The organism is Streptomyces similanensis (genome assembly GCF_039543625.1).
In the GTDB taxonomy this organism is placed as follows: domain Bacteria; phylum Actinomycetota; class Actinomycetes; order Streptomycetales; family Streptomycetaceae; genus Streptomyces; species Streptomyces similanensis.
Genome location: NZ_BAABKC010000059.1, coordinates 87625 through 113349 on the forward strand (window position 1 = coordinate 87625; position 25725 = coordinate 113349).

At 71.9% G+C, this 25725-nt stretch carries 21 protein-coding genes, 1 pseudogene and 1 riboswitch; of the genes and pseudogenes, 12 read left to right on the forward strand and 10 right to left on the reverse strand.

Annotated elements, in window-relative coordinates; genetic code table 11:
- Positions 1–18: 18 nt before the first annotated feature.
- Positions 19–1437: an amidase family protein gene (locus tag ABEB07_RS20730; protein WP_345669728.1), complete on the reverse strand. Its 1419-nt coding sequence runs from the start codon at positions 1435–1437 to the stop codon at positions 19–21.
- Positions 1438–1689: 252 nt separating this feature from the next.
- Entirely contained in the window at positions 1690–2730 is a 1041-nt protein-coding gene (locus ABEB07_RS20735) for an NAD(P)-dependent alcohol dehydrogenase (RefSeq protein WP_345669729.1), read from the reverse strand.
- Between the two features lie 181 nt (positions 2731–2911).
- On the opposite strand from ABEB07_RS20735, the gene ABEB07_RS20740 reads away from it, so the two are divergent.
- The 4 genes from ABEB07_RS20740 to ABEB07_RS20755 all read left to right on the forward strand — a co-directional run bounded on the left by ABEB07_RS20740 (position 2912) and on the right by ABEB07_RS20755 (position 6633).
- Positions 2912–3811 (forward strand): helix-turn-helix domain-containing protein, encoded by a 900-nt coding sequence (locus ABEB07_RS20740; RefSeq protein ID WP_164584250.1) that lies wholly within the window; start codon positions 2912–2914, stop codon positions 3809–3811.
- A gap of 148 nt (positions 3812–3959) precedes the next feature.
- Positions 3960–5189, forward strand: a complete 1230-nt coding sequence (locus tag ABEB07_RS20745) for a cytochrome P450 (RefSeq protein WP_345669731.1) — start codon at positions 3960–3962, stop codon at positions 5187–5189.
- Between the two features lie 35 nt (positions 5190–5224).
- Positions 5225–5419, forward strand: coding sequence for a ferredoxin (locus ABEB07_RS20750; RefSeq protein WP_176147646.1), 195 nt, complete (start codon positions 5225–5227; stop codon positions 5417–5419).
- The gene (locus tag ABEB07_RS20755) at positions 5416–6633 is read left to right on the forward strand and encodes an NAD(P)/FAD-dependent oxidoreductase (RefSeq protein ID WP_345669733.1); all 1218 of its coding nucleotides are present in this window, start codon (positions 5416–5418) and stop codon (positions 6631–6633) included. Before ABEB07_RS20750 ends, ABEB07_RS20755 begins: the two co-directional genes overlap by 4 nt.
- A gap of 32 nt (positions 6634–6665) precedes the next feature.
- On the opposite strand, the gene ABEB07_RS20760 is transcribed toward ABEB07_RS20755, so the two are convergent.
- Positions 6666–6833, reverse strand: coding sequence for an alpha/beta hydrolase (locus ABEB07_RS20760; RefSeq protein ID WP_176147647.1), 168 nt, complete (start codon positions 6831–6833; stop codon positions 6666–6668).
- Positions 6834–7249: 416 nt separating this feature from the next.
- Between ABEB07_RS20760 and ABEB07_RS20765 the strand changes: the two genes are divergently transcribed.
- The 3 genes from ABEB07_RS20765 (at position 7250) to ABEB07_RS20775 (ending at position 11175) form a co-directional block, all read left to right on the forward strand.
- The gene (locus ABEB07_RS20765; protein ID WP_345669734.1) at positions 7250–7756 is read left to right on the forward strand and encodes a hypothetical protein; all 507 of its coding nucleotides are present in this window, start codon (positions 7250–7252) and stop codon (positions 7754–7756) included.
- Between the two features lie 319 nt (positions 7757–8075).
- The gene (locus ABEB07_RS20770; protein ID WP_345669735.1) at positions 8076–9287 is read left to right on the forward strand and encodes a S8 family peptidase; all 1212 of its coding nucleotides are present in this window, start codon (positions 8076–8078) and stop codon (positions 9285–9287) included.
- Positions 9288–9774: 487 nt separating this feature from the next.
- Entirely contained in the window at positions 9775–11175 is a 1401-nt protein-coding gene (locus tag ABEB07_RS20775) for a S41 family peptidase (RefSeq protein ID WP_345669736.1), read from the forward strand.
- 19 nt (positions 11176–11194) lie between these two features.
- Here ABEB07_RS20775 and ABEB07_RS20780 read toward each other — a convergent pair whose 3' ends face one another.
- Positions 11195–12130, reverse strand: coding sequence for an oxidoreductase (locus tag ABEB07_RS20780; protein WP_345669738.1), 936 nt, complete (start codon positions 12128–12130; stop codon positions 11195–11197).
- Between the two features lie 80 nt (positions 12131–12210).
- Between ABEB07_RS20780 and ABEB07_RS20785 the strand changes: the two genes are divergently transcribed.
- Entirely contained in the window at positions 12211–12819 is a 609-nt protein-coding gene (locus ABEB07_RS20785) for a TetR family transcriptional regulator (RefSeq protein WP_345669739.1), read from the forward strand.
- A 199-nt stretch (positions 12820–13018) separates the two neighbouring features.
- Here the strand turns inward: ABEB07_RS20785 and ABEB07_RS20790 are convergent, their stop codons facing one another.
- Positions 13019–14428 carry a purine-cytosine permease family protein gene (locus ABEB07_RS20790; protein WP_176147653.1) on the reverse strand — a complete coding sequence of 470 codons (1410 nt, stop codon included), beginning with the start codon at positions 14426–14428 and terminating at the stop codon, positions 13019–13021.
- A riboswitch (TPP riboswitch) is annotated at positions 14418–14512 on the reverse strand. (Overlaps the previous gene by 11 nt.)
- 218 nt (positions 14513–14730) lie before the next feature.
- On the reverse strand, positions 14731–15819 hold the full coding sequence (locus ABEB07_RS20795) for a hypothetical protein (RefSeq protein WP_345669740.1): 1089 nt from the start codon (positions 15817–15819) through the stop codon (positions 14731–14733).
- Between the two features lie 687 nt (positions 15820–16506).
- Between ABEB07_RS20795 and ABEB07_RS20800 the strand changes: the two genes are divergently transcribed.
- Both ABEB07_RS20800 and ABEB07_RS20805 read left to right on the forward strand, forming a co-directional pair.
- Positions 16507–17124, forward strand: coding sequence for a hypothetical protein (locus tag ABEB07_RS20800; protein WP_345669741.1), 618 nt, complete (start codon positions 16507–16509; stop codon positions 17122–17124).
- 309 nt (positions 17125–17433) lie between these two features.
- A complete protein-coding gene (locus tag ABEB07_RS20805) occupies positions 17434–19572 on the forward strand; it encodes an ATP-binding protein (RefSeq protein ID WP_345669742.1) in 2139 nt (712 codons plus the stop codon).
- Here the strand turns inward: ABEB07_RS20805 and ABEB07_RS20810 are convergent.
- Together ABEB07_RS20810 and ABEB07_RS20815 are read right to left on the reverse strand one after the other, a co-directional pair.
- Complete coding sequence (locus ABEB07_RS20810; protein ID WP_345669743.1) at positions 19524–21203, reverse strand: hypothetical protein; 1680 nt, start codon at positions 21201–21203, stop codon at positions 19524–19526. The two genes, ABEB07_RS20805 and ABEB07_RS20810, sit on opposite strands and share 49 nt — an antisense overlap.
- Before the next feature lie 199 nt (positions 21204–21402).
- On the reverse strand, positions 21403–22368 hold the full coding sequence (locus ABEB07_RS20815; RefSeq protein ID WP_345669744.1) for an Lrp/AsnC family transcriptional regulator: 966 nt from the start codon (positions 22366–22368) through the stop codon (positions 21403–21405).
- Positions 22369–22484: 116 nt separating this feature from the next.
- Between ABEB07_RS20815 and ABEB07_RS20820 the strand changes: the two genes are divergently transcribed.
- Positions 22485–23921 carry an FAD-dependent monooxygenase gene (locus tag ABEB07_RS20820; protein ID WP_345669745.1) on the forward strand — a complete coding sequence of 479 codons (1437 nt, stop codon included), beginning with the start codon at positions 22485–22487 and terminating at the stop codon, positions 23919–23921.
- A 13-nt stretch (positions 23922–23934) separates the two neighbouring features.
- On the opposite strand, the pseudogene ABEB07_RS20825 reads toward ABEB07_RS20820, so the two are convergent.
- Both ABEB07_RS20825 and ABEB07_RS20830 read right to left on the reverse strand, forming a co-directional pair.
- Positions 23935–24081 (reverse strand): annotated as a pseudogene (locus ABEB07_RS20825) (Cmx/CmrA family chloramphenicol efflux MFS transporter); the annotation flags it as partial.
- Between the two features lie 73 nt (positions 24082–24154).
- Complete coding sequence (locus tag ABEB07_RS20830; protein WP_176147659.1) at positions 24155–24553, reverse strand: VOC family protein; 399 nt, start codon at positions 24551–24553, stop codon at positions 24155–24157.
- A gap of 91 nt (positions 24554–24644) precedes the next feature.
- On the opposite strand from ABEB07_RS20830, the gene ABEB07_RS20835 reads away from it, so the two are divergent.
- The gene (locus ABEB07_RS20835) at positions 24645–25646 is read left to right on the forward strand and encodes a helix-turn-helix transcriptional regulator (protein WP_345669746.1); all 1002 of its coding nucleotides are present in this window, start codon (positions 24645–24647) and stop codon (positions 25644–25646) included.
- Positions 25647–25725: the final 79 nt, after the last annotated feature.

Genomic DNA, 25725 nt, shown 5'->3' on the forward strand with positions numbered 1-25725 from the left:
GGGCGCCGCGGCGGGTGCTCAGAGGGCGAGCGCCGGCCGCCGCTTCCCCGTGCCGGTCACCGTCTCCACGGCGTGGGCGAGTTGCAGCACCGCGAAGTCCGCACCGAAGCGGCCGATGATCTGGAGGCCCACCGGAAGCCCCTCGGGGGTGAAGGCGAAGGGGACGGAGACCGCCGGGTTGCCGGTCAGCGAGATGCGCGAGCACACCCGCATCCACTCGCGGTAGTAGGTCTGGGGCACGCCCGCCACCTCGCGCGGCCAGTGCTCCTGGACGGGGAAGGGCGGCAGCTGGACCACCGGGGCGATCAGGAACTCGTGCGCGGCCATGAAGGCGTGCACGCGGTCGTGCGCCTCGGCGCGCAGCCGTTCGGCCCGGCCCAGGTCCAGCACCGTCAGCGCGCGCCCGCGTTCGACCTCCCAGCGGACGCCTTCGTCGAGCTGGGCGCGATGAGCGCGGTAGTCCTCCCCGTGGTTCTGCCAGTAGTACGCCGCGCGCATGATGCCGAACGCCTCGTCGACCCCGGTCATGTCGGGTTCGGCGTCCTCGACCGCCGTGCCCAGGACGTCCTGGAGCAGTGCGCGGGCCGGAGCCATGGCCGCGGTGATCCGCTCGTCCACGGGAAGCCCGCCCAGCGTGCTCGACCACGCCACGCGCACGCCGGTGAAGTCGCGGTCGAGCGCGGCGCCGAAGTCGGCCTCGGGCAGGTTCATCAGCGCCCGGCTGTCCGGGCGGGCGACCACCCGCATCTGGAGGGCGACGTCGCCGACCGTGCGGGCCATCGGACCGTACTGGGCCAGGGTGAACACCGGCATCGAGTTCGGCCACACCGGCACCCGCCCGGCGGTGGGCCGCAGTCCGACCACGTTGTTCCACGCCGCCGGGTTGCGCAGCGAGCCCGCCATGTCCGAGCCGTCACAGACGGCCGCCATGCCGGTGGCCAGCGCGACCGCCGCACCGCCGGAGGAGCCCCCGCAGGTCAGTGTGGGATCGTAGGCGTTGCCGGTGGCGCCGAAGAGCGGGTTGTACGTCTGCGAGCCGGTGCCGTACTCCGGCACATTGGTCTTGCCCATGCTGACCGCGCCCGCGTCGATCATCCGCTGGACCACGAGGGTGTTGCGCCGGGGCACGTGCCCGGCGGTGAGCGGCGAGCCGTAGGTGGTGCGGATGCCGGCGGTGTCGGCCAGGTCCTTGTGCAGCGCGGGCAGGCCGTGCAGAGGACCAAGCGCGCGCCCTCTGGCGATCGCCTCGTCGGCGCGCCGGGCCATCGCGCGGGCGTGCTCGGGCACCAGGGTCACCACGGCGTTGACCTTCGGGTCGACCCGCTCGATCTGTTCCAGATGGGCGTCGAGCACCTCCCGCGCCGACATCTGTCTGTCCACCATGAGGCCGACGAGTTCACGGGCGGTGCGGAACACGAGGTCGTGACGGTCCTCCATGCGCGGGGCGTCCCTTCGTCCTGGCAGCACAGGAGGCGCACACGTGTCCGGACACACCCGTGCGCCCGGACGGATCGCCCCCGCCTGCTGACCGACCCACCTCACGAAGGTCCCACCGATACCCGCCGGCCGCCACTCACCCGCTCGCCGCTCGCCCGCACCACTGCGCCCCGGCCGCACCGCGCCGCCCGCCCGGCTCGGCGGGCGGCGCGATGGAGCCGGGGCGCTGGGCTCAGATCGTGCCCGTTGGGCTCAGATCGTGGCCGTGTCGATGACGAAGCGGTAGCGGACGTCGCTGGCCAGCACCCGCTCGTAGGCGTCGTTGATCTCGGAGGCGCTGATCAGCTCGATCTCGGCGCCCAGGCCGTGCTCGGCGCAGAAGTCCAGCATCTCCTGGGTCTCGGGGATGCCGCCGATGCCGGAGCTGCTCATGCTGCGGCGGTCGCCGAACAGCGACTGGAGCACGATCCGCACCGGCTCCTCGGGCAGGCCGACGTTGACCAGGGTGCCGTCCGTGCGCAGCAGGGACAGGAAGCCGCCGAAGTCCAGCGGGGCCGAGACGGTGTTGAGGATGAGGTCGAAGGTGCCCTTGAGGTCCTCGAAGGTCTGCGGGTCGCTGGTGGCGTAGTAGTGGTCGGCGCCGAGCTTCAGGCCGTCGTCCTTCTTGCGCAGGGACTGGGAGAGGACGGTGACCTCGGCGCCGAGCGCGTGGGCGATCTTGACGCCCATGTGGCCGAGGCCGCCGAGACCGACGACGGCCACCTTCTTGCCGGGGCCGGCGTTCCAGTGCTTGAGCGGGGAGTAGGTGGTGATGCCGGCGCACAGCAGCGGGGCGGCCACGTCCAGGGACAGGCCCTCGGGGACGCGGACGACGTAGTTCTCGTCGACGACGATCTTCTGCGAGTAGCCGCCCTGCGTGGCCTCGCCGTCCTTGCCGACGGCGTTGTACGTCCAGGTCGGGCCCTCGACGCAGTACTGCTGGAGGCCGGCCTCGCAGTTGTCGCACTTCCGGCAGGAGTCGACCATGCAGCCGACGCCCACCCGGTCGCCGACGGCGAACCTCGTCACACCGGGGCCGACCTCGGAGACCACACCCGCGATCTCGTGGCCGGGCACCATCGGGAAGGTGCCGGGGCGCCAGCCGTCCCGGGCCTGGTGGATGTCGGAGTGGCAGATGCCGGCGAACCGGATGTCGATCAGGACGTCGAACTCGCCGACCGCGCGTCGCTCGATGGTGGTCCGCTCCAGCGGGGCCTTGGCGGCGGGTGCGGCGTAGGCGGCAACAGTGGTCATGACGGGGGTTCTCCTCGTGGGGGTATGCGCTGCCCGGCTGCCTTCCACCGGGCACACGACCAGCCTGCCCCCATCTCGGCCGGTCACCCAGAGCACGGCTTTGCGTACGACTGCCGTGCCTACCACTGGCAGGATCAGGGTGATGGACGTACGACCAGGGCACCCGGCGGATACTTGCGGTATGGACGAACAGCCCGGAGCCTCCGCCGCCGGCCGGCCCCTGGACCCGCGGGCCGAGCTGAGCCGGTTCCTGCGCAGCCGTCGGGCACGGCTGAAGCCGGAGGACGTGGGACTGCCCGCCTTCGGCCGGCACCGCCGGGTACCGGGGCTGCGCCGGGAGGAACTGGCGCAGCTGGCCGGGGTGTCGGTGGCGTACTACACGCGCCTGGAGCAGGGCAACGGCCGCAACGTGTCGGCGGAGGTCCTGGACTCCATCGCCCGGGCCCTGCGGCTGACCGACGCCGAGCACGCGCACCTCACACACCTGGCCAAGCCGAAGTCGCACCAGAAGAAGCCGGCGGCGCGGCAGCAGCAGGTCCGCTCCTCGCTGCGCCAGCTGCTCGACACCCTGGACGGCGTGCCGGCGTACATCGGGGGCCGCCGCACGGAGATCCTCGCCTGGAACCGGATGGCGGCGGCGCTGTTCGGCGACTGGGGGCGGCTGCCGCCGGCCGAGCGCAACTGGGCCCGGCTGGTGTTCCTGCACGCCGAGTACCGCGACCTGTTCGTCGACTGGGAGCAGAAGGCGATCGACGTGGTGTGCGGCCTGCGCATGAACGCGGGCTGCTACCCGGACGATCCGCGGCTGTCCGCCCTGGTGGGCGAACTCTCGGTGAAGAGCGAGGAGTTCCGCCGGCTGTGGGCGACGCACGACGTCAAGGAGAAGAACCACGGCGTCAAGCGCCTGCACCACCCGCTGGTCGGCGACCTGTCCTTGAACTTCGAGTCCTTCCGCCTCACGGACGACTCGGACCAGTCCCTGCTGACCTACCACGCCGAACCGGGCTCCCCGTCCGCCGAATCCCTGCGCCTCCTGGCCAGCTGGGGCACCGACGCGACCACGGCAGTGCCCTCACCCTAGACCCCGGCGCGGACTCGCCCTGACGCGATGACGCCGGAGGACTGTCCGGATGTGGTGTGTCCATCCGCCCCTCCCCGTCCGTATCGTTGCCCCAGGCACCTAACGGTGTGAGGAACGAGGCAACGGGACTCCCCCCACGGAGGCAGGCATGACCGAGACGCTCCCGGACGCACAGGCTCAGCTCCCCGAACACCCGATGCCCAGGGCAGCCGGCTGCCCGTTCGATCCGCCGCCGACGCTGCGGGAGCTGCGGACCAGCGCCCCGATCTCCCGGGTGCGCATCTGGGACGGCACCAGCCCGTGGCTGATCACCCGCTACGACCATGTGCGGACCCTGCTCGGCGACCCACGGGTGAGCGCCGACCCGGCCCACGGCGGTTATCCGCACCGCAACGCCGCCATGCGGGCGAGGGAGCGGGACCAGCGCACCTTCATCACCATGGACGACCCCGAGCACGCCCGCCTGCGCAGAATGGTGACGGGCCCGTTCGCCATCAGGAAGATGGAGGCTCTGCGGCCTTCGGTCCAGCGGCTCGTCGACGACCAGATCGACGCGATGCTCGCCGGCCCGAATCCGGCCGACCTGGTCACCGCGCTCGCCCTGCCGGTGCCGAGCCTCGTCATCTGCCGACTGCTCGGCGTGCCCTACGGCGATCACGACCTGTTCCAGCGCAACACCCAGGTCATCGTCCGCCGCACCTCCACTCCGGAGGAGGTCGTCGGAGCGACCCGGGCGCTCACCGACTACCTGGACGATCTCCTGATCGTCAAGCGGAAGCACCCCGAGGACGACCTGCTGTCCACACTCGTCACCGAACGCGTGGACACGGGCGGGATGACACAACGGGAGGCCGCCCGCATGGGCGTCCTGCTGCTCGCCGCAGGCCACGAGACCACAGCGAACATGATCACGCTGGGCACCCTCGCCCTGCTGCAGAACCCCGAGCAGCTCGCCCTCCTCCGCGACTGCCCGGACCCCGGCGTCGTGGCGGGGGCCGTGGAAGAACTGCTGCGCTATCTGACCATCACGCACTCCGGACGCCGTCGCGTGGTCCTGGGCGACATCGAGATCGACGGCCAGGTCCTCCGCGCCGGCGACGGCCTCATCCTCGCCAACGACATCGCCAACCGCGACCCGGAAGCCTTCCCCGACCCCGACCGGCTCGACGTCACCCGCGACGCGCGCCGCCACGTCGCCTTCGGATACGGGGTGCACCAGTGCCTCGGCCAGCCGCTGGCCCGCGTCGAACTGCAGGCCGTCTACGGCACCCTCTACCGCCGCGTGCCCACCCTCGCCCTGGCCACGGACATCGACCGGCTGGAGTTCAAGCACGACGGCCTGGTCTACGGGGTCTACGAACTCCCCGTCACCTGGTGATCCCCCACCCGCCCCCACCGGAATCGAGGCACCCCGTGCACGTGGAAGTCGACCAGCCCAAGTGTGTCGCCTCCGGACAGTGCGTCCTGATGGCCCCCGACGTCTTCGACCAGGACGACGACGGCATCGTCGAACTGCTCACCGACCGTCCCGGCCCCGGACACCGCGACGGCGTCCGGGAAGCGGCGGCGGTCTGCCCGGCCGCGGCCATCCGGCTGGAGGAGGAGTGACCACCGCCGCACCGGTACGCCGCGTGGTGATCGTGGGCGCCTCGGCGGCCGGCCTCACGGCCGCCGAGGCCCTGCGCCGGGAAGGGTTCGAGGGAGCCGTGACCCTCGTGGGCGAGGAGCACCACCTGCCCTACGACCGGCCGCCGCTGTCCAAGCAGATCCTCACCGGCGCCTGGCCCGTCGAGCGGGCCGCACTGCGCCGACCGTCCGACCTGGACGCGCTCGGGCTCGATCTGCGGCTGGGCAGCCGGGCGGTGCGCCTGTCCCCGGCCTCCCGCACGGTCACGCTCGCCGACGGCGCCGAACTCGGCTACGACGCGCTGATCGTGGCGACCGGAGTACGGCCGCGGCGGCTGGCCGGGCACACCGCCCCGGGCGTGCACGTGCTGCGCACACTCGAAGACGCGCGACGGATGCGCGAGCGCCTCGGCGCGGGCCGCCGGCTGGTGGTGATCGGCGCCGGTTTCCTCGGCTCGGAGGTCGCCGCCGCCGCACGCTCCCTCGGCGCCTCGGTGACCGTCGTGGAGACCGCTCCCCTCCCGCTCGAGCGGGTCGTCGGAGAACGGGTCGGCGCCCACCTCGCGCAGCTCCACCGCGACCACGGGGTGGACCTGCGCACCGGCGTCCGGGTCGGCGAGATCGTCGCGCACGGCGGACGGGTCGGCGGGGTGACCCTGACCGACGGGACCGTGCTGCCGGCCGACGACGTCCTCGTCGCCATCGGTTCCGAACCCAAATCCGACTGGCTCAGCGGCAGCGGCCTGGACCTGGCCGACGGAGTGGTGTGCGACCAGCACCTCACCGCCGGCCCCGGGGTGTACGCGGCCGGTGACGTCGCGCGCTGGCACCATCCGCTGTTCGGTGTCGCCCTGCGCGTCGAGCACCGCACCAACGCCGCGGAACAGGGCATCGCCGCGGCCCGCGCCCTGCTCGCCCCCGAGCGGGCCAGACCCTTCGCTCCCGTCCCGTACTTCTGGTCCGACCAGCACGGCGTCAGGATCCAGGCGTTCGGTCACCTCCGGGACCACGACGAGGCGCAGGTGGTGGAAGGCGCCCCCGCCGAGGGCCGCTTCCTCGTCGCCTACCGCAGAGGACGCCGGCTCACCGGCGCCCTCGCCGTCGCCATGCCGCCCAAGGCCCTGCACCCGTGGAGGGCCGCCATCGCCGCCGAAACGGACTGGCGGACCCTCCCCACAGCGCCGCTTCCGGCCTGACCCGCCCGCTGCGGCGCGTCCCCCGCCCTCTGTCATCGGCTGTCGGCGGGCGCCCGGCAGACGACGTCCTTCTCCGGCAGCCTGCCCGTGGTCAGGCAGACCGTGGCGGGCTCGTCCGCGCAGGACCCGGCGCCGTGGACGCCGTGCCCCTCTCCGCCGAGCACGGTGACCATCCGCGAGCCGTGCAGGGACCGGTGCATCACCCGCCACCGATTGACGCTACGTCACGACCGGCCAGCGCCGGACCGGATCGGCGGCCGCCGTGTCGAGGCCGGCCGTCACGGGCGTGGACGCCATGACGCGCGGCGTGCGGACCTGCGCGCCCCGCCCCTCCCCGGCGGCGGCCGCGACCAGCGCGAAGGCCGGCCGGCATCGCCTGCCAAGTGACGCCGCCCGCGACCGGACAGCGCACCGCGTCAACCATCTGCCCTTCCCAGGCCCCCGGTGTGCTGGTCACGATGACGTGCGGACACCCGCCGCGCGTTCCCCCCGCTCGCCCCGTACCTCTGCCAGCTGCTCGGCCAGTTGCCCCACAAGGGCTGCGACCAGCGGTTTCACCCACGACGGTAAGGTGACATGGGCCCACCGACCCGGCACCACGTACCAGGAGCGCCAATTGTCCAGGCTCTACGTCGTCACCGGCGCTCCCGGAGCCGGCAAGTCCACCCTCCTGCCACACCTGGCGGCATACCCGTTCGCCACGGTCGACTTCGACGAACTGCCGGAACGGGACGGCAGCTTGCTCGGCATCGACATCACCTCGCCTTCAGCGGATTCCGTGTGGCCCGCTTACAACAGGCTCTGGGTGCGGATCACGGCCATGATGCTCCGGGCCGGCGCAGACGTAGTGGTGCTGTGCCCCCTGACACCGGCCGAATGGGCAAGCGCTGCCGCAGGAGTCCCGGACCCGCCGCACGTCCTCTGGGCACGCCTCGACTGCGCCGACGCGGACAGACGCACTCGCCTGGCCGCCCGTGGATGGAACGCCGACGAGATCGGGGAAGCACTCGACGACGCGGAAGAACTACGGCACGCGGTGGACCGGGAGTTCACCACGACCGGCCGCAGCCCGGCCGAGACTGCAGCGGCCCTGAGCCTGTGGATCACCAGCGAAAGGGAATGACCTCGGCCGGCGCAGCCCGCCGTGAACAAGCCAAGGGTAACCGCTCAGTCGCCGACACCGACCCGCACCGACCGGCGCCCTGCCGTCACCTTCGCCGAGCCACGGCGCCGGTCGGGCCCGGTGCTTCACATTGCCCAGACATTGCGGACGGCGGCGGTTCGTGACCTGGCCATGACTTGCGCATGACATGTTCAGGGAAGTCCTTGCTCCGCTACTCCGTGTTGGCACATCGTCGCTCTGCGGCGCCGATCCCGTGCCGCGTCCGGCTGAGACGCGTCCGTCGTCCAGGACGCGTACCGATCGAGAAGGACTTCCTCCGATGGCAGCAGTACGCACCATGAAGCGCCGGATCGCCGCGGCGGTCGCCACCACGGCCGCCGTGTCGGCCGTTCTCGCCGGCGTCACGGCGCAACCGGCCGAGGCCGCGCCGACATCAGGCACGGTGCTCAACGCCGACAGCCCCCAGGCGGTGCCCGGCAGCTACATCGTCACCCTGAAGCGCGGCGTCGGGTTCAAGGCGAACGCGCGGCAGGGCAAGGACCTGATCTCCGCGTACGGCGGCTCCGTGCGGCGGACGTTCACCTCCGCCCTGAACGGCTACTCCGCGACGCTCACCAGCACGGAGGCCAGACGTCTGGCGGCCGACCCCGAGATCGCCTCGGTCGAGCAGGACCAGGTGGTGCACGCGCTCGGGACGCAGACCGACGCGCCGTGGGGTCTGGACCGGATCGACCAGCCCCACCTCCCGCTGAGCGGCACGTACACCTACCCGGACAGCGGCGGCGGCAACTCGACCGTGTACGTGCTGGACACCGGTGTACGCATCACCCACCGGGAGTTCGGCGGCCGGGCGTCGTACGGCTACGACTTCGTCGACAACGACGCCACCGCGCAGGACGGCTACGGCCACGGCACGTTCGTCGCCACGAACGTCGCCGGAAGCACCTACGGCGTGGCCAAGCAGGCGAAGATCGTCGCGGTCCGCGTGCTGGGCAACGACGGCTCCGGCACCACCGCGGGCGTCATCGCGGGCGTGGACTGGATCACCTCCCACCACGTCGCCGACTCCGTCGCCAACGTGTCCCTCGGCGGGGGCGCCAGCACCTCGCTGGACAACGCGGTGAACAACTCGATCGCCTCCGGAGTCACCTACTCCATAGCGGCGGGCAACTCCGGTGCCAACGCGGCCAACTACTCACCGGCTCGTGTCGCCAACGCCCTCACGGTCGGCGCGACCACCAGCTCCGACGCGCGGGCCAGTTACTCCAACTACGGCTCCGTCGTGGACCTTTTCGCCCCCGGCAGCAACATCACCGCCGGCTGGAACACCTCGGACACCGCCACCTACACCGGAAGCGGCACGTCCTTCGCCGCCCCGCATGTCTCCGGTGCGGCGGCGCTCTACCTGACCGCCCACCCCGGCGCCTCCCCGGCGACCGTGGCTGCGGCTCTGGTGAACGGCGCCACCGGCAACGTCCTCACGGGCATCGGCGCCGGCTCACCCAACAAGCTGCTCAAGCTCGTTCCGTAGCCCAACAGCCGCACCGCTCAGCACCCCACAGGAATCACCCAACAGGCAGGCCCCGCCGCTCACCCACCGGAGCGCGGGGCCTGCCCCGTCCGGCGCGAGCTCCGAAGGGACGCCCCGGCGCTGGGAGTCGGAGCGCGCCCTGCTGAAGAGCGACAAGAACCCGCGTGTGATGCGGTACAGCGCCCTGACCCACTCCTTCCGAGCCGTCGACGACTCCCAGGGCCTGGATTACTTCGGGTACGTCTGGACGACGGAGCCCGCCCGGTAGCCGTCACGCACGGGCGGACCGCGGGTCGCTCACACCCTTCGTCCCGGATGGCCGGTCCCTGAACGCGATCGCCTCCGGATACTGCCGGCAGCGGGGGCTGGCCCCACCTTCGATCGACCGGACAGCCGGATGGCCGGGAGAAGGCCATGTCGGCGACCGTGGGTCGGTCCCGAGCAAGTCGCCCACAGAGCAAGTCGCCTACAGAGAAGGCAGGAGATCGTGCGCATCGCCACGGCCACCGCCGCCGTCCTGGCCCTCACCGGCCACGCCGCGCCGGCCGCCACCGCCCCTCAGCCGACCACTGGCGGAATCTGGCGCATGGACGGCTACGGCACGGTCCTGTCCATCCGGAACGGAACCTTGCAGGAGTATCAGACCACCGCCGTCAGCTGCCTCAAGGGCGATTCCGCGCAGCGGACGGGCCCCGGCGCCTACACCGCGCCCGACGGCACTGTCCTCACCGTGCGCACCCAAGGAGGCCGCGACCGCGGGTCGATGCGGGCGGACGGCGACGTCGGCCACCGGAACCTGCGCCGGATCCCGAAGCTGCCCGACGCCTGCACGAGTCCGGCCCCCAAGGGCCCGCTCGCTGCCTTCGACGTCTTCTGGCAGTCCTTCGAGGAGAACTACCCCTTCTTCGCCGCCAAGGGCATCGACTGGCACGCCGTACGCGACCAGTACCGCCCCCGGGTGAACGCCGGGACGACGAGGGACGAGCTCTACGCCGTCTTCAGCGAGATGGTCGAGCCGCTCCACGATGCCCACGTCGCCGTCCAGGACGGCGAGCGCGTCTTCGCACGGGTCCGCCCCGGCACCCTCGTGCCCACCGAGCAACTGGACACCAAGGTCGAGGAGTTCATCGTGGCGCGTGACCTCAAGAACGCCCGGAACCTCCAGGACTTCGCCAACGGGCGCATCACCTACGCCGACCTCCCCGGCGGGCAGGGCTATCTGCGGATCTCCGGCTTCGGCGGATACGCGGACGACGGTGCCCCCTACGCAGCCCAGCTGGCCGAGCTGGACAGGGCGTTGGACACGGTCCTCAGCCAGGAGCGCACCCAGCGCCTGAAGGGTCTGATCATCGACCTGCGGATCAACGGCGGCGGCTCCGACGCCCTGGGAATCCACATCGCCGAGCGCCTCACCGACACCTCCTACCTCGCCTACTCCAAACGGGCCCGCAACGACCCCGCCGACCCCACCCGGCACACCCGCCTCCAGCCCGCGTATGTCACGCCGGCCCCAGGGCCCCGTTACACCGGCCCGGTCGCCGTGCTGACCGGCGGCTCCACCCTCAGCGCGGGGGAGACCTTCACCCAGGCCCTCATGGACCGGCCCGGAAAGACGGTCCGGATCGGGCAGCCCACCCAGGGCGTCTTCTCGGACGTCATGTCGCGCAAGCTCCCAGGCGGCATGACGGCCTGGCTTCCGAACGAGGAGTTCCTGGCCCGGTCGGGCAGGACCTTCGACGGCACGGGCATTCCGCCGCACCTCACAGAGCCGGTCTTCACGAAGGAGGAGTTCGCCAAGAAGAGGGACTCGGCCTTCGACAGGGCACTGAACGTCCTGCGGCACCACGGCGGCGCCACGGGTTGTGCCTGCGAGTCGAACCCTGGCTGAGCCGGTTGACCAAGCCCTGCTAGGAAGTGGCCCGAAACGGGTATCGCACGTCGGTGAGTCGTTCCGACAGCTCCCATAGACGGCGGCCCGTCTGCGGGTCGGCCGCCGTGGTGGACAACCGTACGTGTGTCGGACCGCCTCGCAGCTCGGCGAAGCCGTCCGGCCCGATGAAGTCACCGCCTTTCACCTCAGGGGCGGTGGCCGCGTACAGCTGGGGCAGCGCGCCTTGTTCCGGGCGCTGGGAAAGCGGGATGAGGATACGTCCGAACAGCACCTTCACGATGCCGACCGGCGCGCTCGTCTGCAGGTTGGTGGAGGTGTAACCGGGGTGGGCGAGGACACTCCGCACCGAGCTGCCGGCCGCGGTCAGCCTTCGGTGGAGTTCCCATCCGAAGACGGCGTTGGCCAACTTCGACTGGTTGTAGAACCGCATGGGGGAGTACGTGCGCTCGCCGGAGAGGTCATCGAAGTAGAGGTGACCTTGCCGGTGGTTGGCCGAACTCACCGTGACCACGCGGGGGTCGATGCCGTCGGCGAGCAGGTCGAGCAGGAGACCGGTGAGCGCGAAGTGGCCGAGGTGGTTGCCGGCGAACTGCGACTCGTGAGCCTGGGCGCTCAGTGAACGGGGTGGCGCCATCACGCCGGCGTTGTTCACGAGTACGTCGAGCCGCGGGTGATCGGCGCGCAGCTGTTCGGCGAATGCTCGGACCGATCCGAGGTCGGCCAGGTCGAGACGGCGCACTTCCAGAGCGGCGCCGGGCTGCTCGGCGGCGATCTCTGCGGCGGCCGTGTGCCCTTTCCCCTCGTCGCGTACGGCGAGGATCACGTGTGCGCCCTTGCGGGCGAGTGCCCGGGTGGTTGCCAGGCCGAGACCGCTGTTGGCCCCGGTGACGACGAACACCCGCTTGGCCTGATCGGGGATCTGATCGGCGGTCCAGCGCAGACTCTTCGACATGTGGCACACATTGCCGTCTATGTCACCTGGTGTCAAGATGTCACTGGGTGTCATGTGTGACATGGAGCTAGAATGCCGAGGTGAGTTCCCGCCCTGAAACCACCCTGGCCCAGCGCAAACGCCAGCTCGTCTCCAACGAGCTCAGTGAGGCGGCGCTCCAGCTGATGGCCTCGAAGGGATTCGACGCGGTCACCGTCGACGAGATCGCGGCCACCGCCGGCGTGTCCAAGCGAACCTTCTTCCGGTACTTCGCCTCGAAGGAGGACGTCGTCGTCCAATTCCTGGCCGACATGGGCACCGGCATGCGCGCGGCGCTGGCGTCACGACCCACCACGGAGCGGCCGTCCCTGGCCCTGCGGCACACGGTCTGGGTCGCCATGACCGCCTGCGCCGGCCATTCCGACAGGGCGCTGGGTGTGGTGCAGCTGATCCTGCGGACCCCCGCCCTGCGTGCACGGTTCCTCGAACACCAGGATCAGTGGCGCGACGACCTGGCAACGGAGTTGGCGCAGCGCCTGGGGCCCCGCCCCGACACCGATCTGTACCCACAGGTGGCCGCGGGGATGGCGCTCACCGCCTTCGACGCTGTTCTGCAACAGTGGAGCGGCAGCGACGGTGTCCAGGACCCCGCCGAACTGACCGACCGGGTCTTCGCCATCATCGCCCCGGCGTTGGACTCGGTGAAGTGAGCGGCTTCGCGGCCGGCGAAGGATTTCGATTCCCGGTACCGAGGTGAACGCCCTCCCAGGTGAACGACCAGCGCGTCGACGCGGCCACAGGCGAGCTCAAGCGGTGCTCCTCCGCACCCCTGCCGCCGTGTGCCACGAATCCTCGAAGATCAGCGAGGTATGGCATCGGCACCACCTGCACGGTCGGTCCAGGCCGCCCTCACACCCGGCGGCGCACCCGCAGCGGTGCGTAGAGGAGCAGGGCGGCCAGGAACGCCACCGGGTAGGCGAGATCGGCGCCGTGCAGGGCGCGGGCGACCGGGCCGACGTACAGGCCGGTGCTCATGAACGGCACCGCGACGGCGAAGCCGGCGACGAACGCCACGAGCGCCGGCCACCAGGGCGCCCGCGCCGCCTCCTCCGCCGCGAGGTCCACCGGCCGGCCGTCGCGCGCCCGCGCGCGGGCCAGCCAGTCGACGGTCACGATCGCCACGAACCCGGGGATCCAGTAGCCGACGAACAGCAGCACGTTCTGGAAGCGGGCGGTGGTGTCGGCGGCGTGCATCCACAGCACGAGCGGGAAACCGAGCACCGCGGCGAGCGCGGCGGCCACCGGACGCGGCAGCCGGACGCCGACGGTCTGCAACGCCAGTGACCCGCTGTAGTCGTTCATCGCGTTGCTGCACAGCGCCGCGAGGGCCACCGCGAGGAGCCCGAACGCGCCGAGCGCGCCGCCGCCCAGCAGCCGGTCCACCCCGCGGGCGGTCTGGTCGGTGAACTGCGCCGCGCCCCACAGCCCGAGCGCCTGCACCGCGACGAAGGACGTTCCGACCCCGAGCAGGGTGCACCAGAACATCCGCCCACGGGACGCCGTGCGCGGCAGGTAGCGGCTGAAGTCGCTGGCGTACGGCGCCCACGAGAGGGCGAGGCTCAACGCGACGGTGCAGGTCAGCACGAACGCGCCCGCGCGGTCGGCGCCGTGCGCGCTCGCGGCTGTCGTGGGCTGGGCGCCGTGCGCGAGCTTCACCGCGAGGACGGCGAACGCGGCGGCGAGAGCGAAGGTCATCACCGTCTGCAGGCGGTGGATCGCCTCGTAGCCGATGACGCCCAGCGCCCCTTGGGCCGCGAGCATCACCAGGACGCCCAGCCAGAACGGCCAGCCGAACAACTGGGCCAGCGCGTCGCCGCCGAACAGACCGATCAGCGCGTCCCAGGCGATGGACGACAGCCACTGGAGGGCGCCCGGCAGCACGACGCCCCGCCCGAAGGCCAGCCTCGCCAGGGGGAGTTGGCCCGCCCCGGTCTGGCTGCCCCAGGTGCCCAGGTAAGCGGTGGGCACCGCGCCGAGCAGGGTGCCGAGCACCACGGCGAGCAGCGCGGTGCCGAAGTCCAGCCCGAGGGCCGCCCCGACAGTGCCGGTGAACACCCCGGTCATCGTCAGGTTGGGGGCGAACCACACGGTGAACAGCCGCCGGGGGCCGCCGTAGCGGGCATCCTCCGGCACCGGCGCGATACCGCGCGCCTCCACCCGCAGATCCCCGGGCGCCGTCGGCATCCGCCCGTCGAAGACACCCCGCGCCTCGGCAACGGCAGCCCCGTCACGGGCATCACGGGCATACGGCAATGACATACGACATCCCTCCGCCAGTCCTAACTGGTTCAGGTTCGACGGGTGTGATCTCAGCCCACGCGCGGGGCACCCCGTGTCCAGGTACGCCGGTCAGAATAACCCGGCCCGGTGACCGGTGCCGATGTCCTGCCGATCGCCGACGACAGACGGTGGCGCACAGTGCCCTGGGACAGCCGGAGCAAGCTCGGATCCGGGGCCGTGCGCCTGGTCGGTCCCGGCGTCCGGGGGAACCGGCCACGTCCTGACCATCCGCGCGTGCGCCAGGGCCGGACCGGGAGTCCGGCCCGGCCCTGGCGGTTGGTTCAGTTCACGGTGAAGGAGTAGTCGTACATGGTCAGTTGGATGCCGGAACGGGTCGTCGCGTAGACCTGGAGGCCGTAGGGGCCCTCCGACGCCGGGGCCCACTCGACGCTCGCGGCGTGGTGCGTGTCCGCGCTGACCGTGACCTCCGGATCCCCGTTGAAGGAGTACGTGTAGCTCACGACGCCCTTCACTCTGGGCGTGAACGTGAACGTGAACGTGCCCGGGACGCCCGCGCCGCCGCCGGAACCGTTCTCGGGGTAGGCGGAGGAAGCGACGACGGGAGTCGTGTCGTAGAAGATGCCCCACGAGGCCGCGTCACTGATCCAGCCGTTCGCGCTCCTGCTGGTCACCTCGACGCGCTCGCCGGCGACGCCGTCGAGTGTGAGCTTCGTTCGGGCCGTGCCGTTCGCCGCCGCCGCGAGCTCGATGGTCCTGTCGTCGTCCACGCCGCCCACCGTCCGCACGGAGTAGCCGACGACCGGGCTCTTCGACTGGAGCGCGGCGTCGGGCCGGAACGTGAACGTCGTCGGCCTGCCGAACTCGGGTGCGGGGACGGCCGGGGTGACGGTGGGCGCCGTGCTGCCGACGCGAAACGTGTAGCTGGTGGTCTCCGACGGATTGAAAGCCCGGTCGAGGCTGCTCACCCACAGGGTCATCGGGCCGGAGCCGGCCGGTGGCATCAGGCTGAACGTGGCCGAACCGCCGGGCGCGTCGGCACGCACGAAGTGTCCCGGGTCCGCGTACGGGTCCTCGGGCTGTGGGATGCCCCAGTCGCCGGTGCGCGCGATGACGACGACCGGCAGGGGCTGCGTCCATGAGTACTCGAACCCGGTGACATCGGAGATGCCGTTGGCGTCCAGCGTGAACGTGACCGGCTCACCGCCCTGATTCACCTGGTCCGGCGGGTAGTTCGACGAGGAGACGGTGGGCGCGCTCGCCGGGAGGGTGTCGTCGACGGTGACGTAACAGGGGGCGGACCAGTCCGAGGCCCCGCCGCCGGCCACCGTCTGCGCCTGCCACGCGTAGGTCTGCCCGTCGGTGAGTGTCTCGGCGGCCGGCGGCCTCGGATCCGGCGACGGCGTGGTCACGGGTGACCGTCGTGACCTGCGACGGGTCGGTCACGGGCCAGGCCTGATACCGGACGGCGAGCGGGGAGCCGCCGGCGGTGCCGACGGTTCCGGGGATGCCTTCGACGACAACGCCGTTGCCGGCCCAGAGATACGTGGGGCGGCCCGCGTCGGTCGAGCACCTGTGGATGCCCGCGCAAGGCGCTCGGATACGTACTGGCGTGCGGGCAGCGACAGGATCGTACGGGCACGTCTTGGACAGCGCATGACAATTTAAGAAGACATGATCGAACGGCGTGAGCTTCGTCGACCGGGCAGCGCGCCGCAGCTGTCGTTGCCGCACACGACGGGGCGTGCCCACAGATCGAGTCGTACCTGCCCGAGCGCTTCGGCACTCGACGGCCGGACCGGCGCCGGGAGCGGCGATGGGGTCAACGAAGCTCCCCTGCTGTCGCACCCCTGGCCGAGTGGCACACGGGAGAGCCTCGGGGGTGAGGGCGCCCCTCCCGCTGACGCGGCGATACGCCTCGGCCCTGGTGGACCCCGCTCGGTCGGCTCGTCGCGGGCCTTCAAGTCTGGCGCACCTTGGAGGAACGCGGTCACCTTTTCGGGGATCCCGCTGTGCGGAACCCTGGATTACGGAATCGTCTGTGCCCGTGCGTTCGACCAGCCGGGCGAGGATGCCGCGAAGAGCAGAGGGGCGAGGCAATGGGTGAAGGCGAGAGGGAGACGTGGACGACGGAGGAGTTCGGGCCGTCGCACGCGGGTGCCGTCGGGGTGCTGCTGGCCGACGGCACCGTCCCGGACCCCGTGCTCTTCCTCAGCTCTTCCGGGGCGGAGTGCAGGCGGGTCTCGCAGTGGAGCGTCTACGACGGCCGGTCCTGTGGCGGCCCTCGGGCGGCGGCGCTGCGCGCGGTGTGTTCGTGCGGCTGGACGGGAACCGGCCGCGCCCTCGACTGGAACCAGAGCAGCGACGGCGACGGCGAGGACCCGGGCGAGGCCGCCGAAGCCGTCGCCGACGCCTGCGGCCGAGACTGGGATGCGCACACCGTCGAGGTCGCGCGGTCGGCGCTGCCGCTCCCGCAGACGGTCACCGCTCTGCTGGAGCAACTGGAACGGGAGATCGAGAAGCTGGCGAAGCACTCACCACTGGCCGCGGTACGCGCGGCCCGCCACCTGGAGATCCTCGCCGCGCGCAGCGCCTACTGGCCGGCGCGCGACATCGCCCGGGATACGCCGCCCGAGGAGGCCGCCGCCGCACTCGGGCTGAGCCCGCACGACGCGCGAGGCCACTTGGCGCGCTTCGGTGACTTCAGCCGCTACTGAGCACGCCCCGCCATCGGTCGACGGCACGTTCCGCGGTCCCCGCGCCGCACCGGACCGGACCGGACCGGACGGGACGGGACGGGCAGGCGGAGACGGACTTCGCGTCGGCCGGCGGCCAGGCGACGGCGCGGGAGCCGAGCGCTGTCTGGTTCAGTTCTGGGCCCGCTGGATCCGACCTGCGACGCCCGCGGCCCGGGCAAGGAACCAGGACGCGGCACGACTTCCTCATGGCCGGATGTTTCCGTGACCCCCGGGCACGGCGATACAGTCCGGCGAGGGACGGACGGGTGACCAGGGGGAGGAGCCGGCATGCTGGAGGTCGTGGCGCTCAGCGCACTCACCACGTTCCTGCTGAGCGTGGGGAACGGGGCCGCTGGAGAGGTCGGCAAGAACCTGACCCTGTCGGCGGGCGCTCTGGTGAGGCGGACCCTGGGACGCGAGACCCCGCTGCCCGTCGGCGAGGAGGAGAGGTCCGAACTGGCCGGCCGCCTGCACACGGCGATGAGCCGCGATCCGCGACGAGCCGGTGAGTGGGCCCACCTCGTGGACAGCGCCCGGGTCCGGACCGAGACGCCGTCGCGCGGTGGCATGCCCCCGGCCCCCTGGGCGTTCACGAACCGGCAGAAGGTGCTCAGGCAGCTGATGCGGGAAGCAAGGCGGCCCTGGGAGGGCAGGCCCCGGGTCGCGCTCCTGTCAGGTCCTCCGGGAAGCGGCACCACCGCGGTGGCCCTGCGCGTCGGCGGGGAGAGCCGCGACCGCTTCCCCGACGGACAGTTCTACGTCGATCTGCGCGACGCCTGCGACGACGAGAGCGGACCGGACGCGGCGGCCGTCCTCCTGCGCCTGCTGCGCGAGACGGGGATGGGGCCCGACCGGATCCCGGCCACCGAAGCCGACCGGGTGCGGCTCTACCGGCAGATCACCGAGGGCAGGAAGATGCTCGTGGTGATCGACCACACGACCTCGCTGGCCCAGGTCCGCGGCCTCGTACCGGCGACACCGGACGTCTTCCTTGTGGTCGTCGTCTCCGGACCGCCCCTGCTGCTGGAGGCGGAACGTGTCCCGGTTCCGCCGCTGACCGACCGGTACGCGAAGCAACTGGTGCGGAAGGTGGCGGGTCAGGCCAACGCCGCGCGGGTGAACGCGCAGTTGCCCGCACTGCTGGAGCGCTGCCAGGGCAACGCGTTCGTGCTGCACGCCGAGGCGAGGCTGCTGGCCCGCGGCGGGAGCGGTCCCGCACCGCGGGCCGAGGCATGGCGGCACCACCCGGTACGCGCAGTGGCGCAACTCGCCGCGGTCCAGCTCGCTCCCGAAGCGGCCCGTCTGTGCCGACTGACCGCGCTCGGCGGCTGGCCGTCCGTCAGCACGGTGATCGCGGCCGCCGCCGCCGGCCTCGACGACGAACAGGCGGCCGGCCGGATGCTCGACGAGGCCGTGGACGTCGGACTCCTGGAGCCTCTTCCCGACCGGCGGTACCGCTTCCGGCCCGAGATCAGGCGCCAGCTCGCGGACACCGCCGCGGCGGAGTACGGAGCCCGGGAGTGCTCGGCGGCCGTGGGCCGGGTACTCGACGCCCTCGTGGAGCGGGTGCTGCCCGCGTCGCGCGCGGCCCTGCCGGAGAGCTGGCGGACCGAGCTGCCGGCGGACTTCCACGGCGGGAGCGGAGCCGACCAGGACGGCATCGTGGTCCTGGCGGCCGAACTGCCCAACGTGGTCCGGGCGGTGACATTGGCCGAGGAGTGCGGACGGACCACTGTGGCCCTGTGGCTGGCCCGCGCGCTGTGGCCGCTGCAACTGAAGGCCGGCTACTGGGACGAGGTGCTTCCCGCGCTCCGGGACGCGGCACGCTGCGCCGAGGAGAACCGCGCGGACGAGCGCATGGCGGGTGCGCTGCACTTCCAACTGGCGCACTGTCTGGGGGAGATGCGCCGGGAGGAGCAGGCGAACCGCGCGGCACGGTCGGCCGTCACCTACGAAAGGGCGGCCGGACATCCGCGCGGCGAGGCGTCGGCCGTGGAACTGCTGGGTCTGCTGAGCCTGAACCGCTGGGAGTACGAGGAGGCGTACGACAGGTTCGCCGAGGCCGAGACCATCTACCGCAGGCTGACGGCCGACCAGGAGGGCGCGGCGGACCTTCCGCGGGCCCTCGCCCTGATCGAGCGCCACAAGGGCCGGGCCCTGCGCGGCCAGGGCCGGCTGGAGGAGTCCCGCCAGGCGCTGGAACACGCTGTGGACTTCTTCGCCGGGCGGACCGGAGAGCCCCCCGAGGCGTACAACCATGCCCGCGCCCTCACCGACCTCGCGGAGACCCTGCACGACGACGGTGACGACACTACGGCGCTGGTGAGGATCGGCGAGGCGGAAGCCCTGCTCCCGCCGACCGCGACGCCGCATCTCGGCTATCTGGCCCGGTTGCGGGAACGCTGCGAGGGAGGCGCGGCCCGGTAGTCCGGCCGGCCCGCCTCCACCCGGAACGGGTGCACACCTCCGGCCGTGTGCACCCGAAGCACCACTCCACCCGCGGGTACGGTCCCGCCGTGTGCCAGCCAGGTGTACAGGGCCGAGGCGGCCGCAGCGGGATCGGCGTCCGCGTCGTCCGAGGCGGACACCTGCAAAACTCCGTGCCGTCTCACCCGTACGGTGCAGCTGTCGGGCCCGGTCACGTACACCGCGGCCGAGCAGTGCGGATGACGGCGCAGTACCTCGGCGGTCCACAGACCGGGGCCGCCCAGGCGCGGATCGTCCGGCCGGCCCTCGCGTGTGATGACGTCCGCCAGGTCCAGGTCCCCGGGGCGGCGGGTGTCCTCGTGCACGGCGAGGTGCGCGTCGCCGTCAGCGCCGTACGGGTGTTCCGTGGAGCGCTCGATCACGATGTCGACGCCGTCCACGTGTGCGCGTACGTGCAACGGGGCCGTCACCTTCCGCGGACCGTACGGGGGGAGCGCCAAAGGCTCCAGGGACGCGGGCGCGGCCGGCTCGGGAAGGGAGAGCAGGGCGTAGAAATGTCGGCGCAGCAGCTCGGCCGACCGGGCCGGTTCCGAGGTGACGAACCTGGCGGCGGCCGGGTCGGGCCGGTGACGGGCGACTGTCCGCTCGATCTGCGGCCGCAGTGCGACGAGCGGATCGACCCGGGGAGCGTGCCGGACGAAGTCCGCGAGCGGGGCCTGCGGGTCGAGCACGCCCGCCCCGTCGGCCGCCAGCAGCACAGGTGTGCCCAGGGCGGCGGCATAGTAGGAGACGGCGCCGAAATCCCCCAGGACCAGGTCTGCGGCCAGGAGGGCCTGCCGCCAGGCGCGGACGGGGTCGATCAGGGCCAGACCGGCGCGGCGGGCCCGGTCCAGCCACACCCGGATCTGGCCGGGGCCGTGCCCGTACCAGATGTTCGGGTGGAGGACGGCGGCCAGGCGGTAGTCGTCGGCCGGCAACTCGGCCGCGAGGCGGGGCAGCAGACCGGGCAGCATGTCCTGCTCGCCGCCACTGCCGAAGAGCCCTTCCGGGTTCCAGGTGGAGTTCAGCACGACGAGCCGCTGCCCGCGACGTACCCCCAACGCCCGCCGGAACCTCTCACGGTAGGGAACCGCCGCGAGCATACGGTCGAAGCAGGGATCACCGGCGAGGACGGCTGCCGGCACCGCGGGGGCGCACACCCGTGCCAACCGCTCCAACTGCTCCGGATGGGAGAGGACGAGCCCGTCCACGAAGGGCTTCCCCTCGTCGAGAAGCCACTCGGGCGACAGCCCGAACGTCGGCTCCCGGCTCCCGGTTCGCGACTTGCCCAGTTTCTTGGTGTACCCGGTACCATGTGAGATGACCGACAAATGCGCCTTGATCCGCGCGAGTTCACCACCGAAACTCGCGGAGACCGCGAGGTCCAAGGGGGTCGAGAGAGCCTGCTCCCAGGGCAGCACGGGAAGCTCCAGTTCGGCGAACAGCTCCTGTATGCCGCCCTGGAAGGCGGAGGACCCCGTGGAGGTGACCAGGAGTTGGACGCGGAAGTCGTCGTGGAACAGCGGCACCAGATCCAGCAGGCGGCCGGCCGAGGTGACGTTGTGGACCACCAGCAGAACCCGGCGCTGCACGGTCCGGCTCGTCCACCGACCTGATCCCTCGCCGACCGGTACCCGCACCGGCGGGGGGTGGGCTGCCCCCACGCATGACCTCCCACGCGAACATGGCGAACACGACGTCCTCGCGCAGTCACCCTAGTCCACGGCCGGAAGGGGCAGCCGGCTTCGCACCCCGGCCTCACCGGGGCCTCGCCCACGCTCGTGTCGGTCGCTAGGTCCGGGCCGCTGCCTTCTTGACGGTCCTGATCACCGGTGCCGTTTCGACGTGTGTGACGGCGGGGAGCGCGGCGACCCGGGTGGTCAGGTACCGGTACAACTCCCTTTGGTCCGCGCACACCACGCTCGCGCACAGGTTGGTCGGGCCGGTGGTGGCGGCGGCGAACGCGATCTCCGGGTGCCCGGCCAGCGCCTGCCCGGCCTCCGCGAGGTGGGCGGGGGCGACCGAGAGCCAGAGCAGGGTGCGGGTGTTCACACCGAACATCCGCCAGTCGACGTCGATGTCGAGATAGAGCAGGCCGTGTTCGCGCAGCTCGGTCATCCGGCGCCGGACCGTCGTCGGCGACCATCCGGTCGCTACGGCCAGCTCCTCGAACCCGGCGCGGCCGTCGGTGGCCAGCACGGCGAGGAGCCTCCGGTCGCCGTCGTCGAGCCGCACCGGTCCCGGCCGGTACGGCATCGGAGGCGGGCGCAGCCGCTCGACCGCCTCCGCGTCCAGCGACCCGAGTTTTCCGACCAGGTTGTCCGGGCCGCCGTAGAAGGTGTGCAGCACGGAGTGCGCGGTCACGCCCTCCACCCGCGGGGTGCGGGGCAATTTGGCCAGCAGCAGCGTCTCGCTGTCCGCGTCGCTCTCGGTACGGACCACGCAGGTGATCTCGGTGCCGCCGGAGCTGAGGTTCACCCAGGACGTGTCGGGGCGTCCGGCCAGCGCCTCGGCGACCGGGAGCGAGGCGGCCGGCGCGCAGCGCACCCGCAGGAACCACAGGGTGGCGCCCAGCGCGGTCGGGTCGACCCCGCCCAGGACCCGTACCGCCCCGGCCGACCGCAACCGGGCGTACCGGCGGGCGACGGTGCGATCCGACACGCCGAGAACCCCTGCGATGGCGCTGAACGGGGCCCGGCCGTCGATCTGCAGGGCGTGCACGAGCCGACGATCCAGCTCGTCGTAGTCGGATTCCACCGGGCCGAGGCTAGACGATGTCGGATGTCCACGCGATGGCACCGGTTTGTGGAGCGGGCGTGCTCGGCCGACGGAGTGTGGTTCCTGTCCCGATCGACACGACCACAGGAGAATTCATGGACACCGATGTGCTCATCGTCGGCGCCGGCCCGACCGGAATGACGCTGGCCAACGAGCTGCTGCTCGCGGGGGTGTCGACCGTCCTGGTCGACCGGCTGCCGCAGCGCAGCGACCTGTCCAGGGCGGGCGGCGTGCAGTCCCGCACACTGGAGGCGCTGGACCAACGGGACTTGCTTGAGCCCCTGTTGGCCACCGGGGACCACCCCGCCACCACCGGCCACTTCGCCGGCATCCCCCTCCCGCTCCAGCCCGAGCGGCACCGTCTGCCGTGGCGGGCCGTGCCGCAGGTGGTGATCGAGGGCTTCTTCGAGCAGCACCTCGCCGAGCACGGCCTGCACGCCCGCAGGAACCACGAACTGGTCGGCCTCGCCCAGGACGACGACGGGGTCACCGCGACCTTCGCCGACGGCGCCGCCCTCCGCGGCCGCCACCTCGTCGCCGCCGATGGAGCCCACAGCACCGTACGGTCGCTGGTGCGGGCCGAGTTCCCCGGTCAGCCCGGCACGCTGACGATCGTCTCCGCCGATGTGCGACTGGGCGGAGTCGATCCGCTGACGTCGCACACCTGGAACGAGGACGGGCACTGGGCGGCGCTGTTCCCGCTCGGCACCGATCCGCAGGGCAGGCCGCTGCGCCGACTGGTCCTCGGCGGGCCGGACCGGTCGCGGCCGCGGGAGGACCCGGTCACCGAGGACGAGGTCCGCCGCGGCCTGAACGCCGTGTTCGGAACGCGGGTGCGCCTGCTCGAACTGCGCTACGCCCGCCGTATCACCAACGCGTCGCGGCAGGCCGCCCAGTACCGGCACGGGCGGGTGTTCCTGGCGGGCGATGCCGCCCATGTCCACCTTCCGCTCGGCGCGCAGGGCATGAACACCGGGATGCAGGACGCGTTCAACCTCGGCTGGAAGCTCGGCGCGGCCGTGCACGGCTGGGCGCCGGAGGACCTGCTCGACACGTATCACGCGGAACGGCATCCGGCCGGTGCCGCCGTCCTGCGCAACGTACGGGCACAGAGCCTGCTGATGGACTGGGCCGGCAGCCGCGACCCGGACGTACTGGCCGCCCGGGAGATCTTCACGGACATGGCCCGGATCCCGGACGTCCAGCACCATCTTGCCGACCTGATGTCCGGGATGGCCGTCCGTTACCCGATGCCGGGCGCCGACACCCATCCGCTGGTGGGCCGCCCCGCACCGGACCTGGACCTCGGAACGGCCCGGACACACGAACTGCTGCGCTCCGGGCGCGGCGTCCTGCTGGACCCGGCCGACACGTTCGCCGAGGCCGTCGGCCCCTGGTCGGACCGGGTGGACCGGGTGGGTCAGGGCAGCGACACCGAACCGATGCTCGTCCGGCCGGACGGCTACGTGTGCTGGGCGGGCGCGGATGATCCGGAGCCGGCGCTCGCCCGCTGGTTCGGCGAGCCCCGCTGAACCGACGCTCAGGGAGGAACCCCGCGTTCGTCACCGCGGCCAGCACCAGGGTCGCGAACAGGACCACGAAACTCGTGGTGAGGGCACCTACGGCAGGCGCTGCCGAGAACACGAGGACAAACCCGAGCAGGCTGCCCCGCGCCGGCCAGTCGCGGGCGAGGTCACGGGCGACGCGGTGACCGGGACGACCACCCGCGTCGCGACGACTTCGACGAGTGGCTCGGGGTCTGTGCTCAGCGAGCGAACTTCTCGATGGCGGCCGGTGTGACGGGGGTGAAGAAGTTGACGAGGTTGCCGTCGGGGTCGCGGAACAGGAGCGCGCGGTTGCCCCAGGGCATCGTGGTGGGCTCATTGACGAAGTCCGCCACGAAGCCGGTCAGGTTCTTGTGCACGCTGTCCACGTCGTCGACGAGGAATTCGAGGATGACGCTGTGGTTGTCGGCCGGGCGGGCGGAGCCGGGCGCGAACAGGGGGACCGTGCGGGTGCTGCCGATCGCGAGGGTGGCCGAGGTGGTCCGGAGCTCGGCGAAGTCCTCGTTGGACCAGGTGGCGGATACCCCGGTGGCCCGCTCGTAGAAGTCGACGAGGCGGGCGACGTCGCCCGTGATGACGCGGATAGAGACGAAGTTCATGGGTTTTCTCCTGGTCCGTGCGTGCTTCTGATCGCACGCTACGACGAATACCGGGCGGAACCCGCCCGGTATATGCGGGAGACTTCGGAACATGCCTCGACCCGTCGCCCGCGTGCTCGCCCTGCTGGAACTCCTTCAGTCGGGCGGCACCCGGACCGTGACCGAACTCGCCGGTCGGCTGGACGTCGACGAACGCACCGTACGGCGCTATGTCGGCCACCTCGTCGACCTCGACGTGCCCGTCGAGTCGGTGCGCGGCCGCTACGGCGGCTACCGCCTTGCCCCCGGTTACCGCCTGCCCCCGCTCATGCTGAGCGACGACGAAGCACTCGCCGTGCTGCTCGGCCTGGTCGCGGGCCGGCGAGCCGGCTTGACGACGACCATGGGCACGGCGAGCGAGACGGCGGCGGCCAAGATCCGGCGAGTGCTGCCCGAGCGGCTGAGCCGCAGACTCGACGCCCTTCTCGGCTCTCTCGCCTTCACGGACCGGCCCGGCGAAACAGTCGCCCCGCACTCCACGGTGCTGCTCGCGATCGCCGACGCGGTCAGCCATCACCGGCCGATCTCGATCCGGTACACCGCCGCCGACGGCCGGCGCAGCGAACGCACGCTGCACCCGCACGGGGTCGTCGCCCACTCGGGCCGGTGGTACGTCACGGCCGCGGATCTCACGGCGGATGAGGACCGGACGTTTCGGCTGGACCGCATCACCGAGGTGAGAGTCCTGCCCGGCTCCTTCGAACCACCCGCCGGTCTCGACCCGGCGGAGCGCGTGCTGACCGGGCTCGCCACGGCTCCGTACCGGCATGAGGTAACCCTGCGGATCCAGGGGACGGCCGAGCAGATCCACACCCGACTTCCCGCCGGCGTCGCGATCGTGGCGGAACTCCCTTCCCCGAGCAGCGCGGATCCGCGGACCGAGCGCTGGTCCCGCGTCGAACTCCGGGTGGAACGGCTCGACTGGCTGCCCGCCGTCCTCGCCTCGCTGGACCGGCCCTTCCTCATCGAACGCCCGGATGAGCTCCGCGACCTGGTCGAAGCCCTCGCCGAACGCCTCAGGAACTCCGCCCGGCGAAGCCCGCCTCACGCATGACGGATCGGCCGGCCCTCCCCGCACCGGAAGCTGCCCAGGACGCTCCGGAGCAGCTCGGAGATCTCCCGCGCTGCCTACT

Coding starts and splice junctions, on each gene's coding strand:
- ABEB07_RS20730 (WP_345669728.1), bottom strand. CDS start 1,437: ATGGAGGACCGTCACGACCTCGTGTTCCGCACCGCCCGTGAACTCGTC.
- ABEB07_RS20735 (WP_345669729.1), bottom strand. CDS start 2,730: ATGACCACTGTTGCCGCCTACGCCGCACCCGCCGCCAAGGCCCCGCTG.
- ABEB07_RS20740 (WP_164584250.1), top strand. CDS start 2,912: ATGGACGAACAGCCCGGAGCCTCCGCCGCCGGCCGGCCCCTGGACCCG.
- ABEB07_RS20745 (WP_345669731.1), top strand. CDS start 3,960: ATGACCGAGACGCTCCCGGACGCACAGGCTCAGCTCCCCGAACACCCG.
- ABEB07_RS20760 (WP_176147647.1), bottom strand. CDS start 6,833: ATGCACCGGTCCCTGCACGGCTCGCGGATGGTCACCGTGCTCGGCGGA.
- ABEB07_RS20770 (WP_345669735.1), top strand. CDS start 8,076: ATGGCAGCAGTACGCACCATGAAGCGCCGGATCGCCGCGGCGGTCGCC.
- ABEB07_RS20780 (WP_345669738.1), bottom strand. CDS start 12,130: ATGTCGAAGAGTCTGCGCTGGACCGCCGATCAGATCCCCGATCAGGCC.
- ABEB07_RS20790 (WP_176147653.1), bottom strand. CDS start 14,428: ATGTCATTGCCGTATGCCCGTGATGCCCGTGACGGGGCTGCCGTTGCC.
- ABEB07_RS20800 (WP_345669741.1), top strand. CDS start 16,507: ATGGGTGAAGGCGAGAGGGAGACGTGGACGACGGAGGAGTTCGGGCCG.
- ABEB07_RS20805 (WP_345669742.1), top strand. CDS start 17,434: ATGCTGGAGGTCGTGGCGCTCAGCGCACTCACCACGTTCCTGCTGAGC.
- ABEB07_RS20820 (WP_345669745.1), top strand. CDS start 22,485: ATGGACACCGATGTGCTCATCGTCGGCGCCGGCCCGACCGGAATGACG.
- ABEB07_RS20830 (WP_176147659.1), bottom strand. CDS start 24,553: ATGAACTTCGTCTCTATCCGCGTCATCACGGGCGACGTCGCCCGCCTC.
- ABEB07_RS20835 (WP_345669746.1), top strand. CDS start 24,645: ATGCCTCGACCCGTCGCCCGCGTGCTCGCCCTGCTGGAACTCCTTCAG.